At 71.9% G+C, this 15,650-nt stretch carries 16 protein-coding genes; 10 read left to right on the top strand and 6 right to left on the bottom strand.

Annotated features, from left to right (window positions below; genetic code table 11):
- The first annotated feature begins 129 nt into the window (after positions 1–129).
- The 5 genes from IF00_RS0121575 to IF00_RS0121555 all read left to right on the top strand — a co-directional run bounded on the left by IF00_RS0121575 (position 130) and on the right by IF00_RS0121555 (position 5,214).
- On the top strand, positions 130–1,395 hold the full coding sequence (locus IF00_RS0121575; protein ID WP_078944796.1) for a L,D-transpeptidase: 1,266 nt from the start codon (positions 130–132) through the stop codon (positions 1,393–1,395).
- An 85-nt stretch (positions 1,396–1,480) separates the two neighbouring features.
- A complete protein-coding gene (locus IF00_RS0121570; protein ID WP_030320435.1) occupies positions 1,481–2,248 on the top strand; it encodes an enoyl-CoA hydratase/isomerase family protein in 768 nt (255 codons plus the stop codon).
- 80 nt (positions 2,249–2,328) lie between these two features.
- Positions 2,329–2,835: an ATP-binding protein gene (locus IF00_RS0121565; protein ID WP_030320434.1), complete on the top strand. Its 507-nt coding sequence runs from the start codon at positions 2,329–2,331 to the stop codon at positions 2,833–2,835.
- Between the two features lie 394 nt (positions 2,836–3,229).
- The gene (locus IF00_RS0121560) at positions 3,230–3,991 is read left to right on the top strand and encodes a polysaccharide deacetylase family protein (RefSeq protein WP_030320432.1); all 762 of its coding nucleotides are present in this window, start codon (positions 3,230–3,232) and stop codon (positions 3,989–3,991) included.
- Entirely contained in the window at positions 3,991–5,214 is a 1,224-nt protein-coding gene (locus tag IF00_RS0121555) for a YncE family protein (RefSeq protein ID WP_030320430.1), read from the top strand. The genes IF00_RS0121560 and IF00_RS0121555 overlap by 1 nt, the downstream gene beginning before the upstream one ends.
- 17 nt (positions 5,215–5,231) lie before the next feature.
- Here IF00_RS0121555 and IF00_RS0121550 read toward each other — a convergent pair whose 3' ends face one another.
- Positions 5,232–5,870, bottom strand: coding sequence for a GNAT family N-acetyltransferase (locus IF00_RS0121550; protein ID WP_030320428.1), 639 nt, complete (start codon positions 5,868–5,870; stop codon positions 5,232–5,234).
- A 74-nt stretch (positions 5,871–5,944) separates the two neighbouring features.
- Here IF00_RS0121550 and IF00_RS0121545 point away from each other — a divergent pair, with 74 nt between their 5' ends.
- The 3 genes from IF00_RS0121545 to IF00_RS0121535 all read left to right on the top strand — a co-directional run bounded on the left by IF00_RS0121545 (position 5,945) and on the right by IF00_RS0121535 (position 7,808).
- A complete protein-coding gene (locus IF00_RS0121545) occupies positions 5,945–6,160 on the top strand; it encodes an EF-hand domain-containing protein (protein WP_030320427.1) in 216 nt (71 codons plus the stop codon).
- A gap of 68 nt (positions 6,161–6,228) precedes the next feature.
- On the top strand, positions 6,229–7,137 hold the full coding sequence (locus tag IF00_RS0121540; RefSeq protein ID WP_030320426.1) for a CopD family protein: 909 nt from the start codon (positions 6,229–6,231) through the stop codon (positions 7,135–7,137).
- A gap of 410 nt (positions 7,138–7,547) precedes the next feature.
- Positions 7,548–7,808 carry a hypothetical protein gene (locus IF00_RS0121535; protein ID WP_030320425.1) on the top strand — a complete coding sequence of 87 codons (261 nt, stop codon included), beginning with the start codon at positions 7,548–7,550 and terminating at the stop codon, positions 7,806–7,808.
- Between the two features lie 61 nt (positions 7,809–7,869).
- Here IF00_RS0121535 and IF00_RS0121530 read toward each other — a convergent pair whose 3' ends face one another.
- Positions 7,870–8,853 carry a helix-turn-helix transcriptional regulator gene (locus IF00_RS0121530; protein ID WP_030320423.1) on the bottom strand — a complete coding sequence of 328 codons (984 nt, stop codon included), beginning with the start codon at positions 8,851–8,853 and terminating at the stop codon, positions 7,870–7,872.
- 149 nt (positions 8,854–9,002) lie between these two features.
- Here IF00_RS0121530 and IF00_RS0121525 point away from each other — a divergent pair, with 149 nt between their 5' ends.
- Together IF00_RS0121525 and IF00_RS0121520 are read left to right on the top strand one after the other, a co-directional pair.
- A complete protein-coding gene (locus IF00_RS0121525; RefSeq protein WP_030320421.1) occupies positions 9,003–9,530 on the top strand; it encodes an SDR family NAD(P)-dependent oxidoreductase in 528 nt (175 codons plus the stop codon).
- 115 nt (positions 9,531–9,645) lie between these two features.
- A complete protein-coding gene (locus tag IF00_RS0121520) occupies positions 9,646–10,251 on the top strand; it encodes a response regulator transcription factor (RefSeq protein WP_030320420.1) in 606 nt (201 codons plus the stop codon).
- A 95-nt stretch (positions 10,252–10,346) separates the two neighbouring features.
- Here the strand turns inward: IF00_RS0121520 and IF00_RS0121515 are convergent, their stop codons facing one another.
- The 4 genes from IF00_RS0121515 to IF00_RS0121500 all read right to left on the bottom strand — a co-directional run bounded on the left by IF00_RS0121515 (position 10,347) and on the right by IF00_RS0121500 (position 15,641).
- Positions 10,347–11,462 carry a 3-dehydroquinate synthase II family protein gene (locus IF00_RS0121515; RefSeq protein ID WP_030320419.1) on the bottom strand — a complete coding sequence of 372 codons (1,116 nt, stop codon included), beginning with the start codon at positions 11,460–11,462 and terminating at the stop codon, positions 10,347–10,349.
- A complete protein-coding gene (locus IF00_RS0121510) occupies positions 11,434–12,423 on the bottom strand; it encodes a 2-amino-3,7-dideoxy-D-threo-hept-6-ulosonate synthase (RefSeq protein WP_030320417.1) in 990 nt (329 codons plus the stop codon). The genes IF00_RS0121515 and IF00_RS0121510 overlap by 29 nt, the downstream gene beginning before the upstream one ends.
- Positions 12,420–14,069 (bottom strand): class I adenylate-forming enzyme family protein, encoded by a 1,650-nt coding sequence (locus IF00_RS0121505; RefSeq protein ID WP_063740677.1) that lies wholly within the window; start codon positions 14,067–14,069, stop codon positions 12,420–12,422. The genes IF00_RS0121510 and IF00_RS0121505 overlap by 4 nt, the downstream gene beginning before the upstream one ends.
- Positions 14,070–14,180: 111 nt before the next feature.
- Entirely contained in the window at positions 14,181–15,641 is a 1,461-nt protein-coding gene (locus tag IF00_RS0121500) for a multicopper oxidase family protein (RefSeq protein WP_030320414.1), read from the bottom strand.
- Positions 15,642–15,650: the final 9 nt, after the last annotated feature.

Raw genomic sequence — 15,650 nt, 5'->3', positions numbered from 1 at the left:
GACGGAACGGTGACATTCACGAGGATCTTTCGTGTCCTGCGGTGTGATTATCTAGCGCCGTGTGCGCGAGTGGATGCGCACGGGGGTGGGGCCGGGCGGTGCCGGGCCGTGCGAGGGGAGAAGACCACAGTGAACGGGCAGCCGATATCGGGGGCATCGGTCGGAGCGACGGGGCGGCGCGGCCGACGCGGGGGCGTCAGGCTGCAGGCCCTGGCGGCGGGAGCGCTGCTTCTGGTGCTCACCGCCTGCGGCGGCGGTGAGACGGCGAACGGCGGCGGTGCGGGGGGCAAGGGGCCGGCGGCCCAGGGCGGCGGCCAGCAGGAGAACGCGGCCTCCCAGGCGGTCGTGACGATCCTTCCGAAGGACGGCGCCGACTCGGTCGCCACCAGCGGGGTCCTCAAGGTCACCGCGGCTCAGGGCAAGCTGACCACGGTCACGGTCGCCGACTCCAAGGGCACCGCGGTCGAGGGCAAGATCGCGGCGGACGGGGCCAGCTGGTCGCCGACCGCGCACCTGGCCGCGGCCACGCAGTACAAGGTCCACGCGATCGCGAAGGACGCGGACGGCCGGGAGTCGGCGAAGGACACCACCTTCACCACCCTCGTCCCGAAGAACACCTTCATCGGCCAGTACACGCCGGAGGACGGTTCGACCGTCGGCGTCGGCATGCCGGTGTCCATCAACTTCACCCGGGGCATCACGGACCCGGAGGCCGTCGAGAAGGCCATCAAGGTGACGGCCGAGCCGTCCGTGCCGATCGAGGGCCACTGGTTCGGCAACGACCGCCTGGACTTCCGCCCGGAGAACTACTGGGCCGCGGGCACCAAGGTGACCGTGCACCTCAACCTGGACGGCGTCGAGGGCCGCCCGGGCGTCTACGGCAAGCAGAAGAAGACGATCACCTTCACCATCGGCCGCCGCCAGGTCTCCACCGTCGACGCGAGCGCCAAGACGATGAAGATCGAGCGCGACGGCAAGATCATCAAGACGATCCCGATCACCGCGGGCGCGCCGTCCACGACCACGTACAACGGTCAGATGGTCATCAGCGAGAAGTACAAGGTGACCCGCATGAACGGGGCCACGGTCGGCTTCGGCGGCGAGTACGACATCAAGGACGTGCCGCACGCGATGCGTCTGTCCACCTCGGGCACCTTCGTGCACGGCAACTACTGGGCCTCGTCGGGCACGTTCGGCTCCGCCAACGTCAGCCACGGCTGTGTCGGCCTCCAGGACGCGCGGGGCGCGGGCGACAGCTCGATGCCGGCCGCCTGGTTCTACGACCGCTCGATCGTCGGTGACGTGGTCGTCGTGAAGAACTCGAAGGACAAGCAGATCCAGCCGGAGAACGGACTCAACGGCTGGAACATGGACTGGTCGGAGTGGATCAAGTAATCCACCGTTCGTACGTCCGAGGGGCCCGGTGCTGTGAGCAACAGCACCGGGCCCCTCGGCGTTAACGGACACTAACCTTCCTCTCATGACTGTGAACCTCGAAGTCGCCGAAGGCGTCGGCACGATCCGCCTCGACCGCCCCCCGATGAACGCGCTGGACATCGCCACCCAGGACCGGCTGCGCGAGCTCGCCCAGGAGGCGACCGACCGCGACGACGTGCGGGCCGTGATCATCTACGGCGGCGAGAAGGTGTTCGCGGCGGGCGCGGACATCAAGGAGATGCAGGTCATGGACCACGTGGCCATGGTCAAGCGCTCCCGCGCCCTGCAGGACTCCTTCACCGCCGTCGCCCGCATCCCCAAGCCGGTCGTCGCCGCCGTCACCGGCTACGCCCTCGGGGGCGGCTGCGAGCTCGCGCTCTGCGCCGACTACCGGATCGCCGCCGACAACGCCAAGCTCGGCCAGCCGGAGATCCTGCTCGGCCTGATCCCCGGCGCCGGCGGCACGCAGCGGCTGGCCCGGCTCGTCGGCCCGTCCAAGGCCAAGGACCTCATCTTCACCGGCCGGATGGTCAAGGCCGACGAGGCCCTGACGCTGGGTCTGGTCGACCGGGTCGTCCCCGCCGCCGAGGTGTACGAGCAGGCGCACGCCTGGGCCGCCAAGCTGGCGCAGGGCCCGGCCGTCGCGCTGCGGGCCGCGAAGGAGGCCATCGACCAGGGTCTGGAGGCCGACATCGACACCGGTCTCGCCATCGAGCGCAACTGGTTCGCGGGCCTGTTCGCGACCGAGGACCGCGCGAACGGGATGCGCAGCTTCGTCGAGGAGGGCCCGGGGAAGGCGAAGTTCGCCTGAGGTGACAGACGTCCCTTCGTGGGGGCCGATTCCACCGGAACGGCCCCCGCGATCGGCTCCGTGCGGCCATGATGGGGGGCATGGCGGGCCTGGAGGGTAGGGAACAACCGTGGCAGCGCACTGGCGCCGCCGCAGCGCGGTGGTCACCGGCCGCGGACGACGAACAGGCCGCCGACGCAGTGGAGTTGTACGGCAACCCGGCGGACGAGGATGTCCGGCTGCCGTCCCGTCCCGAATCCGCGTGGGTGGCTCGCAGGCTCACCCAGCACGTCGTGCTGCGGCAGTGGGCGCTCGGCCCGCAGGTCGCCGAGCACGCGGTGCTCCTGGTGTCGGAGCTCGTCGGGAACGCGGTCCGGCACACCGGTGCGCGGGTCTTCGCGCTGCGGTTGCAGCGGCGGCGTGGCTGGATCCGGATCGAGGTGCGGGACCCCTCGCGCGGTCTGCCCTGTCTGATGCCGGTGCACGAGCTCGACACGAGCGGCCGGGGGCTCTTCCTGGTCGACAAGCTCTCCGACCGGTGGGGTGTGGACCTGGCGCCCCGCGGCAAGACGACCTGGTTCGAGATGCGGGTCGCCGACCGCTCCTGAGGCTCGCGGTGCACCACCCCCGGACACACGGAAGCCCCCGTGTGCCGTAGTGGGGCGCGTGGGGGCTTTCGTGTGATGCGCCGTGGACGGGGGGGTGTATCCACGGCTGCTATGTCGACCTGGCCCGGGTCAATGGGGGTCGTGCCACCGACTATGGCAGACAGGTGGCCATACCGCCAAAAGTCCCTAGTGGGGCAAACCGTGCCAAAAACGGACACCTTAATAGTGAATCGTTGGTGACGTGTGGCACTCACCTTGCAAACAATGAATGACTATGCGGTTCCGTGATTGTTCCTCGGGGTCGTCCGTATGCTGGACGCCCTCGTCGACCCCGTAAACGTCCTGAATTGGCCTAATCGTAATAAACCGGGCGCTATCACCCTTAAATGGTCGCGTGAAGCCGATCGACCGCCGCGGAGCCCTCCGGGCCGGTGCGGCCGCCGCCCTCGCGGGCCTCGCCACCGCCTGCGGCACGACCCCCCGCCCGGCCGCGCCCGCGCCCCGGCGCCCCGCCGCCGCACCCGTCGCGGCCCCCGCCCCCCGGCGCCTCCCCGGGCAGCCCGCCGAGATCACCCACGGCCCCCGCGACCGGCCCCGGGTCGCGCTCACCTTCCACGGCCAGGGCGACCCCGCCCTCGCCCGGACGCTCCTCGGCCAGGCCGAGAAGGCCGGCGCCCGCGTCACCGTCCTCGCCGTCGGCAGCTGGCTCGACCGGCACCCCGACCTGGCCCGCCGCGTCCTCGACGGCGGACACGACCTCGGCAACCACACCCAGCGCCACATCGACGTCAACGCCATGACCGAGACCGAGGCCCTCGCCGAGATCGAGGCCTGCGCCACCCGGCTGCGCCGGCTCACCGGCTCCATCGGCACCTGGTTCCGGCCCTCCCGGACCCAGTACGCCGCCCCCGCCGTCCTGCGCGCCGCCCGGCGCGCCGGATACCCGCACGTCCTCTCCTACGACGTCGACTCCCTCGACTTCACCTCGCCCGGCGCCACCGCCGTCGTCCGCAACGTCACCGGATCCGTCCGCGCCGGATCCGTCGTCAGCCTGCACTTCGGCTACCCGGACACCGCCGCCGCGCTGCCCCTCCTCCTCGCCGACCTCGGCCGCCGCGGACTGCGCGCGGTCACCACCACGGAGCTGCTGACCTGATGGCACACCGCACGCAGAGACACCGCACCCAGGGACACCTCACGCGGCGCCCCCTCACGAGGCGGACCAGGACCCTCCTCGCCGCCGCCCTCCTCGCCGCGCTCGCCGGATGCGGCAGCGGGGACCCGGGCGGGGGCGCCGCCCCGGTGAAGAAGGCCGCCCCGGCCGTCCCCAAGCCCGCCGCCGCCCCCGCCGGGCTCCCCGGGATGCCACCGCTGCTCGACCCGAAGGACGTCTACGCCGCAGACCGGCCCGACAAGCTCTCGCCGGTCGTCAGGAACTTCCCCTCCCGGGTCTACGTCCCCAACACCAACTCCAACACCGTCTCCGTCATCGACCCGGCCACCTACCAGGTCGTCGAGACCATCCCCGTCGGCAACCAGCCCCAGCACGTCGTGCCCTCCTGGGACCTGAAGACCCTCTGGGTCAACAACAACCGGGGCCACACCCTCACCCCCATCGACCCGGCCACCGGCGTCGCCGGCAAGCCCGTCGAGGTCCACGACCCGTACAACCTCTACTTCACGCCCAACGGCAAGTACGCCGTCGTGATGGCCTCGCTCGACCGCGAACTCGTCTTCCGCGACCCGCACACCATGGAACGGAAGAAGACCGTCCCGGTCAGCTGTTACGGCGTCAACCACGCCGACTTCTCCGCCGACGGACGCTACTTCGTCGTCTCCTGCGAGTTCTCCGGCGAGCTGCTCAAGGTCGACACCGAGCGGATGGAGGTGATCGGCCAGCAGAGACTCCCCTTCGAGGGCGCCATGCCGCAGGACGTGAAGCTCTCCCCGGACGGCAAGACCTTCTACATCGCCGACATGATGGCCCACGGCATGTGGGTCCTCGACGGCGAGAAGTTCACCACCCCGACCCTGCTGCCCACCGGCAAGGGCGCCCACGGGCTCTACATCAGCCGGGACTCCCGCGAGATGTACGTCCCCAACCGCGGCGAGGGGTCCATCTCCGTCTTCGACTTCGAGAAGGACAAGCTGACGAAGAAATGGTGGCTGCCGGACGGCGGATCCCCCGACATGGGAGGCGTCTCCGCCGACGGCAAGGTCCTCTGGCTCTCCGGCCGCTACGACTCCGAGGTGTACGCGATCGACACCGCCACCGGGAAGCAGCTGGCCCGCATTCCCGTCGGCGGCGGACCCCACGGCCTCGCCGTCTACCCGCAGCCGGGACGCTACTCGCTCGGCCACACGGGCGTCTTCCGGTAGACCCGGCGGGCGGGCGGTCAGCCCGCGACCAGGAGGGCCTCCGAGGCCACCGGGCGATAGCCCGCCGCCTGGAAGGCGCGGACGCTGCGGGCGTTGCCCGGGGACTGCTGGGCCCAGACCACGGCGTCCGGCGTGAGATGCCGCGCCGCCGTGGCCAGGGCGCGGCCCAGACCCCGGTGGCGTACCTCCTCGTCGACCTCGACCGCCGCCTCCCAGCGACCCGCCACTCCCCGGCCCAGGACCACGAGACCGCCGTCCGCCGCCCACACCCGGACCTCGTCGCGGAACTTCAGCGCCCGAGCGACCCGGGGGTGGTCCGGGTCCACGATCTCCCGGAGCTCCAGCGGGGGAGTGCCCGGCAGGGCGTCGGCGACGGTGAGCAGGTCGATCGTGTTCATGTGCCGGCCGGTGTGGGCCATCAGCGCCATCAGGAAACCCGGGTTCATGCTCGCCGCCAGCGGGTCGCTCGACGTGGCCGCGAGCGCGGACCGCACCCACTCCGGGTCGGCGTCCGTGAAGACCACCGAATGGGCCGTGAAGGCGAGCACCCCGGCGTCCCGGGGGCCCGGCTGCGGCACGACCGTCGTCGTCCCGTCCGGGGGAGGGAACTCCCCGCGCGCCGCCGCCGCCAGGATCCGTGCCACCTCGTCGCTCATACCCCCATCATCCGGCAGGCCCGGGCCAGCTAATCTGAGCCCCGTCAGAGAAGCACCAAGAAGGGGCGGAAGCAGTGGCGGACATCGACTCGGCACGCACGGCATTCAACAAGTTCGACGCCGACGGGGACGGTTTCATCACCGCCGCGGAGTACAAGAGCCTCATGGCCCAGCACGGCGACTTCCACGTCACCGAGTCGGTCGCCGAGGTGCTCATCAAGCAGCGCGACGACAACGGCGACGGCGTGCTCTCCTGGGACGAGTTCTGGGCGCACTACAGCAAGGCCTGACCCGCCCGCCCCGACGGGCGGCGCAACGCTGAGTTGCCGCCCGTCCGGGGCTCGGTGACGATCGTCCGGTGACGCTTCCCGGACCCCTTGGTACCCCGAGCCGTCTGACGGCAGCGGTCCTCGCCGCAGTCGCCGTCCTCGTCGTCGCCCTGCAGGGCGCGGGCCTCGCCCAGACGGGTACGGCCGAGCTGCGGATACCCGCCGCGGGCACCACCACGCTCCTGCGGCTCCTCGTCTTCACCGGTCTGGCCGTGCACCTCGGCGAACTCGCCGGCCGCCGGCTCGCGGGCGAAGGGCCACGGCCCCGCGCCTGGTCCGCACCCGCCGCCCTCCTCGCCGCGGCCGCGTCGGCCGGACTCCTGCTGCTCTTCACCGCCGTCAGCGGACTGAGCCCGAGCGTCGTGTACGGGCTCCGTGAGGGCCGCCTCGTCCTCGTCACGGCCAACGCCTTCGTCCTCGCGGCCCTCTGCGCCGCCTCCCGGCGCCCCGGGCTCGCCGCCCTGCCGCTCGCCGTCGCCGTCGGAGCCGAGGCACTGCGCGCCCACCCGGAGACGTACCAGCCCCTCGTGGGCACCTCGCTCACGCTCGTCCACCTCACCGCCGCCTCCCTCTGGGCGGGCACGCTCCTGTACGTGCTCCGCACCATGCGGCTGCGCCGAGGGGGGCGGGAGGTCCTCGTCCGGTACGCCCGGACGGCCGCCGGGGCGTACGCCGCGCTCGCGGTCACCGGCACCGTCACGACCCTGCGCAAGCTGCCCCTCGACGTCGTCCTGAGCACCGCCTACGGCAGGGTCCTGCTGGTGAAGCCGGTGCTGTTCGGCGGGGCCAGTCTGCTCGCGCTCGCCGCCCGGGGGCGGATGCTGTCCGGGGGCGACGCCCAGGCACCCGCGCGCGTGGAGGTGTCCGTCCTCGCGGCGATCGTGGTCGTCTCGGCGCTGCTGACCGTGGTGCCGGATCCGCACGGAATCGCTCCCTGAGCGTTCCCGGCCGCCTTCCCTTCGCCCCGCCCGCCCCTTCGCCGCCGGCCGTCCGGCGGGTCGGGTTCCGTCCCCCGCCCGCTCCGTGCCGGTGGCAACTCGCTGCATCACATGCCGGTGGCCGGATCCCGGCCCGGCGCGCGAACGATCTCGGATGCGCCCCCCACCTGGCCCTCTGGCCGGAAGACGAGGGTCCGCCCGGGGCTCTCTCCCGTGCTTTCCAGCAGGCCGTGAGGCAGCTCGTTGCCAGGCAGCTTCCTGGCCTGTCCGGAAGCGGACAGCCGGGGCCCCGCGGTGATTACCTCTAGGTGTGCGGCTGGGACGGCTGAAAAGTCACCGGCCGCCAAGGACCTCCTGACACGCACGTACGCCGCACTCGTACCGCATCCGAACCCGGAATGGAGACCCACATGTCCTGTCGCTCCCGCCGCACAAGCAGTGTCCTCGTCGCCGTCGCCGCCGCCGTCCTCGGCGGCCTGGCGATCGCCTCCCCGGCCGAGGCCGCCCCCACCGCGCCGAACACCGTCGCCCAGCGCGGGGACGACTTCGTCTGGCCGACGCCGCCGCACCCGCAGATGCCGGACCTCCCGTGCGTCCGGACGCTCCCCGGACTGCCCTGCGTCATCGACTTCCCGGACGACTTCGTCTGGCCGATCGCCCCCAGGGACTGACCACCATGCACGTCACGACCGCCGCCACGGCCGCCGCCCCGCTCCGGCTCGGCTCCCGGACTCAGATCCACTCCCGCCGGGTCGCCTGCACCCCCGCCTCGAACCGGCTCGACGCGCCCAGCCGCTCCATCAGGTCGGCCACGATCCGCCGCTCCGTCCGCACCCCGATGCCCAGCGCCCGTGCCACGGCCTCGTCGGTGAGACCGCTCGCCAGAAGCTGGAGAAGTTTGCGCTCCTGCGGGGTGAGCCCGCCGGGCAGGGCGTCCCCCGGGCCGTTCAGCGGGGAGGCGTGCTCCCAGTAGGCCTCGAACAGGGCGCGCATGGCCAGGACCACCGGCTGGCTGCTGAAGAGCAGCGCGGACGGCTGGGCCTGACCGGGCAGCCCGGCGACCACCGCCGCCGCCGTGTCCACGATGAGCAGACGCATGGGAAGTGTCGGCGAGGTACGGATCTCGCTGCCGCGTTCCGCCATCCACTGGGCGTGCGCCCGGGTGACCCGGTCGCCCGCGACGCTGTCCAGATAGATGGTCCGGAAGCGGACGCCCCGCTCCATCGCCCGCTCGTTCAGGGGCCGGCCGGCCTCGACGGACTCCTCCGTGAGGGCCTTGCCGGGATGGAAGGCGAGCGACTCGCGCGTACAGGACTCGGCGAGGGCCTCCAGGCGGGTACGGATGTCGTCGACGTTGTCGAGGTGCTCCGCCCCGTCGAGACCGCCCGAGCGGCCCGATGCCGTGTACTCGGCCGCGAGAGCGGCGAGGGCGGCACGATTCTGCTCGATCCGCTGCTGTCGCGAGGCGAGTTCGCGCTCCTCCCGCTGGAGCAGCACCTTGAGACCGAGCGACGGGTTCACCGCGCGCATCCGGCCCGGACTGTCCCGGGACGGCGCGAGCAGGGAGAGCCGCGTCAGCAGGTCGAGCGCCTCCTCCACCCGTTCCGTCGTGCAGCTCAGCAGTTTCGCCAGGCGTTCGGGATCGTGCTCCTTGTGGAACAGGATCGCGCGGTACACGCCCAGCGTGTGTTGGTCGAGCGACGAGACCTCGTCCACGGTGTCCCCCAATGGTCGTACCGCCCCGGGGTCGTTCGGGGCGGTGATCCGAACCGGGCACCGCGCTCCATCGCCCGAGCGGCCCGATTCACCCCATTCACACGATCATCACGCTACCCGTTCGACGATCTCCTCGAAAGGGACGTCACGTGCTCCAGACCGGTTCCTCCCCGCCGCGACTCGACGGTCTTGTCGTGCTCGTCGTCGACGCCACCACGGGCATCGGCCGGGAGCTCGCGACACGCCTGAGCGCCGCGGGGGCGATCGTCGCCGTCGTCGGCGCCGGTCACCCGGACCGCGGCGACGACGCCGCCACCAACGCGGCCTTCCTCTGCAAGGCGCTCAACGACGCGGGCCTGCTCGCCCTGCCGTACCGCATCGACATCCGCGATCCGGCCGAGGCGGACCGGCTGCCCGGTCAGATCGCCGCCGACGCGGGCCCGGTGAACGCCGCCGTCGTCGTACTGCCGGCGCCGGACGCCCCCGGCGAACTGCTGCGCGCCTTCCGCGCCGTGTCGGCCGCCCTCGCGGCCGCTCTGCCCGCCGGCGCCCGGCACATCGAGCACACCCCGGGCGGATCGGCCGGACCGGACACGACGACGGCCGGCGACCGCAGCTGGCTCCGCTCCGTCGTCGACGGCCTGGCCGCCGACGCGGCGCGGGCGACCAGCCGCTGAGACCGGCGGCCCGCGGGAGCCGCCGCCCGGAGGCCGCACGGACGTCGGCGCACAGCGCTCACCACACAGCGCTCACCACACAGAAGGCACCACAGATGTCACCACGGGGAGAGAGATGTCCATTCGCGTCGTCGTGGCCGGTGACCACCAACTGGTCCTGGAGGCCTTCGCCGAGACCCTGAACGGCACCAACGGCCTGGACGTCGTGGGGCTCGCCACGACCTTCGAGGCGGTGCTCCCGGCCGTCCAGCGGCACCGGCCCACCGTGCTCCTGCTCGGCGAGAGCACCATGGGAGGCAAGGCGCTGCACGCCGCCACCGAGGTGCGCTCGCACCATCCGAGCTGCGGAGTGGCGCTGATGGTCGGTTCGGCCACCCCGTCCGTGGTGGACCGGGCGGTGGCCGCCGGAGCGCTCGGAGTCGTACCGAAGACGGCCCGGCTGCCGCAGCTGATCACCACTCTCGTGGGAGTCGCGGGGGGCTGCCTCACCGTCGACCCGGGACTGCTGCGGACGCCGACGGCGGGGGAGACGGTGCTCAGCGTCCGCGAGACGGACGTCCTGCGGCTGACCGCCGGCGGGGCGACCGTCAAGGAGATCGCGGGCGAGCTCTACCTCGCGGCGGGGACGGTACGGAACCTCACCTCGGCGGCGATCAAGAAGCTCGGCGGGCGCAACCGGTTCGACGCGGCGCGCATCGCGGCGGAATGCGGGCTGCTGTGAGGACGACGGGGGAGCCCGGACACGCGCCGGCCCCGGCACGAGGCGTGCCGGGGCGGGGCTTCACGACAGGGTGGAGCAGGGCGCTCCGTGCGCTCCTACTTCTCCAGGCAGAACTCGTTGATCGGGTAGCCGACATGACGGTCGGCCGTCGGCAGGTGACCCAGGATGCGGTCGCCCGGCTTCAGTTCGGTGCTGTTGAGCACCGAGGCGCCGGGGCCGAGGACCCGCACGTGCCAGTCGTCCTGGAGGATCAGGTTGACCGTCTGGCCGCTGGGCGCGACCGCGTCGATGGAGATGAGCGGACGCGTCTCGATCTTCACCCGGCCGACGCTGACGGGCCGCGTACGGCCGTCGACGTCGACCGCCAGAACGGAGCTGCCGGCGTGCAGCTCGCTCAGGTAGTGGGTGCGGCCGTTCTGCCCCACGGTGTAGGAGTGCAGGGCACCCGCGTTGACGCGGAACGGACGGGTCGGCATGTACGGCAGCGGGTGGGTCTCGCTGACGCACAGGACCATGCCCTTGGAGTGGGAACCCACCAGGATGCCCTCGTCCTTGCGGAAATGGGTCGTGGTGTCGACGCAGGCACGCTCGCCCATGCCGATGTGCGTGGTCGCCGTGACCTCCAGCTCGACCAGCGAGATCTCCCCGCCGTGCGCGGTCGCCGCGGTCCGCAGGGCCGTCGCGTCGCCGACCGTACGGCCCCGCATCAGGACCCCGTCCGAGCCGTGCTCCAGGACGCCGTACAGGATCTCGGCCTCCTCGGTGTCGGCGGCCGTCGTCACGATGGAACCGGGCGCGCCCGAGGCGGCCGCGATGACGATCTCCAGCGGGATCTTCGTCGGGTCGCGGAAGTCGAGGACGCTCCAGGCCTCGAGACGCGCCGCCAGGCAGGCGTCCTCCAGGGTGTCGGCGTCGACGATCTCCACGTACCGCCCGAACTGCACGTCTGGGTGGGCCGCTTCGAGCTCGGCGCGGCCGTCCTTCGGGCCGGGGACGATCACGACGTCGGCCTCGCCCAGGTCGGCGGGCACGGTGGCGGCGCCGTCCTCGAAGAGCAGGACCTTGCGGACGGTGGGCGGCAGACCGGCGAAGACGGCCGGGTCGGCGGCGACGATGCCGTCGATCTTCTGGTGCACGGCCTCCTCGAGGACGGCGGCGGTGGCGGCGCCGGCCTCGCGGATGTCAAGCCAGCACAGTTTGGCGTCCGTCATGATGCGGACCTCCTGTCAGATGGTCGAGAGACGAGCCGTCGAGCGACGGGCCGTCGAGATGGGTGTCGTCGTGGTGCGGGTCGTCGAGCGGTGTGCCGTCGAGGTGGTCGGGAGTGAGGCGTTCGCTGTGAAGCCGCTCCTCGCCGCCCGACTCGCTGAACGGCCCGGTGGTGAAGTGCTGTTCGGGGAAGTGGTGGACGATCCTCGCGACCTTGGCCGCCAGCGCGCGCGGGTCCTTGGCCTGGAAGATGTTGCGGCCCATGGCCACCCCGCCCGCCCCTCCGGCGATGGCGTCCCTGACGTACGCCAGGACGTCCTCCTCCTTCTCCAGGGCGGGTCCGCCGGCGACGAGCACCGGCACCGGGCAGGCCGCGGTCAGGTCGAGCATCTCCGCGGTGGATCCGAGGAAGACGGTCTTGACCAGGTCCGCGCCCAGGTCCGCGGCGATCGTCACGGCGTGCGCGACGACCGCCGGGTCCCGGGGGTCGCTGATCCGCGGCCCGCGCGGGTACACCATCGCGAGCAGCGGCAGGTTCCAGCGGTCGCAGGCGTCGGCGATCCGGCCGAGGTCGCCGATCTGCTGCCGCTCGTCGTCGGAGCCGAGGTTGACGTGGACGCTGACCGCGTCCGCGCCGAGGCGCAGGGCCTCCTCGACGCCGGCGACGACGTACTTGGCGTTGGGGTCGAGCGCCTGGCTGGTGCTCGCGTTGAGGTGGATGATCAGCGACATCGCGGCGAACCGCTCCGGGCTGATGTGCCGGACGCTGCCCTTGTGCACGACGACGGCGTCGGCGCCGCCGGCCGCGATCCGGGCGGCGAGCTGGTCGAGCGTGGTGCCCTTCGGCACCACGGGACCGTCGTGGATCGAATGGTCGAGAGGGGTGATCATCAGGCCGGCCGTGCTGTGGCGGTAGAGCCGCCGTAGCCGCAGCGACCGGGCGAAGTGGCCGAAACCGGTCATGGAACGCCCTTTCTGGTTCGCGAGGAGGCGTGATCGGGCTGGTGACCCGGGCCGCTCACGCGGACGGGGTCGTCCCGCGCGGTGGCTCCGCGCGGGGAGCTGAGGGCCGGCCCGCCGACGCGCGGGGCGGGGTCCGGTGGCGAGACGGAGCGCAGATAGGCGCGGTCCGGTTTGCCCGAGGGCGTGAGCGGCAGGCGCGGCCAGACCGAGACGCGTACCGGAGTGTGCTCCGGAGTCAGCGCCGAGGCCACGTATCCGCGCAGGTCGCAGGAGGTCTGCCCGGCCCCCGAGTACAGCTCGACGGCCGCGTGCACCTGCTCCACCCAGTCGCCGTCCCGCACTCCGAACACCGTGGCCTGACGCACCTGCGGATGGCGCATCAACGCCTCCTCGATGGCCGCCGGGTCCAGCTTGAGCCCGCCGTGCTTGATCACGTCGCCCACCCGGCCGTCGAGCCGGAGATAGCCGTACCGGTCCCAGTGCCCCAGGTCGCCGGTGCACAGCCAGCCGTCGCGGAAGACTGTGCCGGTGCGTTCCTCGTCGCCCAGGTAGCCGGCCGTGACCGTCGGCGAGCTGATCCAGATCTCGCCCGACACCCCCCGCTCCACCTGGGGGCCGCCGCCGGGGCCGCGGATCTCCACGCGCACCCAGGGGAACGGCCGGCCCGCCGAGCCGAGCAGCTCCGGCTCGCGGTGGTCCAGCGGGTTGAGGCTGCTGATGCCGCCCGCCTCCGTCGTCCCGTAGACCTGGATGAGCACGTCGCCGAAGAGCTCGACGGCCCGCGCCACCCGCGCCGGTGCCGCCGGGGTGCCGCTGTAGGTGATGCGGCGCAGCGACGACAGGTCGGTGAGCGGGGCGGCGGGATGGTCCAGGAGCCGGTAGAGGTGGGGGACGGCGAGATAGACGTCGGTGACCCCGTGCCGCTCGAAGGCGTCCAGGGCGTCGCCCGCGTCGAACTCGTCGTGCAGCACGACCCGTCCGCCGCTCGCGAGCACCGCGTCGGCCATCGGCGCGGTCGTGTGGCTGATCGGCGTGACGGACAGCAGCGTCGCGGGTCCCCGGGGATCGAGGCCATGGGCGAGACGGCTGACGAGCTCCTCACGTGTGTCGTACCGCTGGGCGACCATCTTCGGCCGTCCGGTGCTCCCGCTGGTGAACTCGACGGTCGCGAGGTCGTCCGGGCGCGGCTCGGGGAGTCGTGCCGGCAGCGGTTCGGCGGATCCGGCGGCCGTCACCCAGGGGATGGTCAGGGCGGTCACGGCCGGGACGCGGCGGGTGAGCCAGTCGCCGCGTTCGGCGCTCTCGTCGTCGACGAGCAGCACCGACACCCGGAGGTCCTCCAGGAGTCGGGCCTGGGTGGCGACCGAGAAGGTCTCCGTGTCGGTACGCGGATTCATCGACCGTACGTACACGGAGGTGGCGCCCAGGAGATGGACGGCGTACCGGGCGCCGAGCATCGACGGCCGGTTGGGGCCGGTCAGCACGGCGACGGTGTCACCGGGGCGGACGCCGCGGGAGTGCAGCAGGGCCGTGGTGGCCCGCACCGAGCCGGCGAGCCGGCCGGCGGTGACGGCCTCGTCGGCGCGGTGGATCACCACGCGCCCCGGGTCCTTTCCGAGAGCGTCGAGAATGCGGCGTACGTACATGGTTCCTCCTTTCCGGAACGAGGAGTTCAGTGGTGTGGGGAATGCAAGGGTGCGGAGAATGCAGTGGTGCGGACCATGCGTGGTGCGGACCATGCGGTGGTGCGGAAGGATTCAGGAGATGCGCATCTGCGCCATCATTCCCATGGCGCTGTGGTCGATCATGTGGCAGTGATAGGGAAAGACCCCGCGGTGGGTGTCGAAGGTCAGCTGCAGTTTCGCGGTCTGGCCCGGGAAGAGGAGGACGGTGTCCTTGAGGCCGGCCTCCGCCGGATAGACCGGCATTCCGTCCCTTTCGAGGATCCGGAACTGCACCAGGTGGGTGTGGAAGTTGTGCGGAACGGTCGTGCTGGTGTTCTTCACCGTCCACACCTCGGTGGAGCCCCAGGCGATCTCGGTGTCGATCCGGTCGTGGTCGAAGGTCTTCTCGTTGATGTACGCGAGGTGGCCCGTGCCCGGCTCGTCCATCCGCAGCTCGAAGCTCCGCTCCACGGTCGGCGTGGGCAGCGGCGGCAGAGTGGTGAGGACGTCCGGCACCCGGCTGGTGTCGGTCACCTTCTCCTCGACGTCGAAGCGCATGATCTGCCCGACGAGCTCGGTCGGCCCGGGACCCAGCATGTTCGCCAGGGTGACCTGGGTGCCCGGCGCGTACCGCGAGAAGTCGACGACGAAGTCGGCCCGTTCGCCGGGGGAGAGGACGATCACCGGCGAGGGCGCCGGCGCCGGCAGCAGCCCGCCGTCCGAGCCGACGTGGATGATCGGGCTGCCGTCGGAGAGCGCCATCACGAAGATGCGCAGGTTGCAGGAGTTGACCATCCGGAAGCGGTACTTGCGGGCCTTGACCTTCATGTACGGCCACGGGGCACCGTTGACCAGGATGGTCGTGCGGTTGAGGGCGTCGTCCATCGTGTAGACCATCTGCCCCGCCGCGTCGAAGTGCGCGTCCCGGAGGATCAGCGGCACCTCGTACGGCCCCGAGGGCAGTCCGAGCGCGTCCTCGGCCTCGTCGCCGAGGAGGTAGAGCCCGGAAAGGCCCCGATAGACGTGCTCGGACTCCATGTGGTGGGCGTGGTCGTGCGTCCACAGCGTGGCGCCCACCTGGCGGTTGGCGTACACGTAGGTCTTCGACCGGCCCGGCTGGATCAGGTCCATCATCCCGCCGTCCTGGTCCTGCGGGTTGTTCCCGCCGTGCAGATGGACCGAGGTCGGTGCGGAGAGCGCGTTGATCTGCTTCACGACGGCCGCGCGCCCGCTGCGGGCCCTGATGGTGGGGCCGGGGAAGGTGCCGTTGTACGTCAGGACCTCGGTCCGCAGCCCGGGCAGGATCTCGACCCGTGCCCTGCGCATGGTGACCGCGTAGTAGTCGGCCGAGCGGGTCCGCCGGTACGGGGCGAGAACCCGCGGCCGGGGCAGCGGCACGGTGAACGGGGTGACCGCGGGCGGGCCGGCGGGCGGCTCGGCGGCCACCGCCTGCGTACCGGAGGTGAGGCTCTGGAACACCCCGCCGGCCGCGCCGACAGCGCCGACGGCACCGGCGGTGAGTCCGAGTCGTATCGCGTTGCGGCGAGAGAACACAGCGGATTC

This window comes from Streptomyces flavochromogenes (assembly GCF_000717595.1).
Lineage (GTDB): Bacteria > Actinomycetota > Actinomycetes > Streptomycetales > Streptomycetaceae > Streptomyces > Streptomyces flavochromogenes.
The sequence above is the reverse complement of the archived record's forward strand: the minus strand, read 5'-3'. Positions and strand labels throughout refer to the sequence as shown.

Bases quoted from the DNA above. Each gene is read 5' to 3' on its own strand.
- IF00_RS0121565 (WP_030320434.1), top strand. From the start codon at position 2,329: ATGGCGGGCCTGGAGGGTAGGGAACAACCGTGGCAGCGCACTGGCGCC.
- IF00_RS0121510 (WP_030320417.1), bottom strand. From the start codon at position 12,423: ATGACCGGTTTCGGCCACTTCGCCCGGTCGCTGCGGCTACGGCGGCTC.
- IF00_RS0121505 (WP_063740677.1), bottom strand. From the start codon at position 14,069: ATGTACGTACGCCGCATTCTCGACGCTCTCGGAAAGGACCCGGGGCGC.
- IF00_RS0121515 (WP_030320419.1), bottom strand. From the start codon at position 11,462: ATGACGGACGCCAAACTGTGCTGGCTTGACATCCGCGAGGCCGGCGCC.
- IF00_RS0121520 (WP_030320420.1), top strand. From the start codon at position 9,646: ATGTCCATTCGCGTCGTCGTGGCCGGTGACCACCAACTGGTCCTGGAG.
- IF00_RS0121570 (WP_030320435.1), top strand. From the start codon at position 1,481: ATGACTGTGAACCTCGAAGTCGCCGAAGGCGTCGGCACGATCCGCCTC.
- IF00_RS0121535 (WP_030320425.1), top strand. From the start codon at position 7,548: ATGTCCTGTCGCTCCCGCCGCACAAGCAGTGTCCTCGTCGCCGTCGCC.
- IF00_RS0121555 (WP_030320430.1), top strand. From the start codon at position 3,991: ATGGCACACCGCACGCAGAGACACCGCACCCAGGGACACCTCACGCGG.
- IF00_RS0121550 (WP_030320428.1), bottom strand. From the start codon at position 5,870: ATGAGCGACGAGGTGGCACGGATCCTGGCGGCGGCGGCGCGCGGGGAG.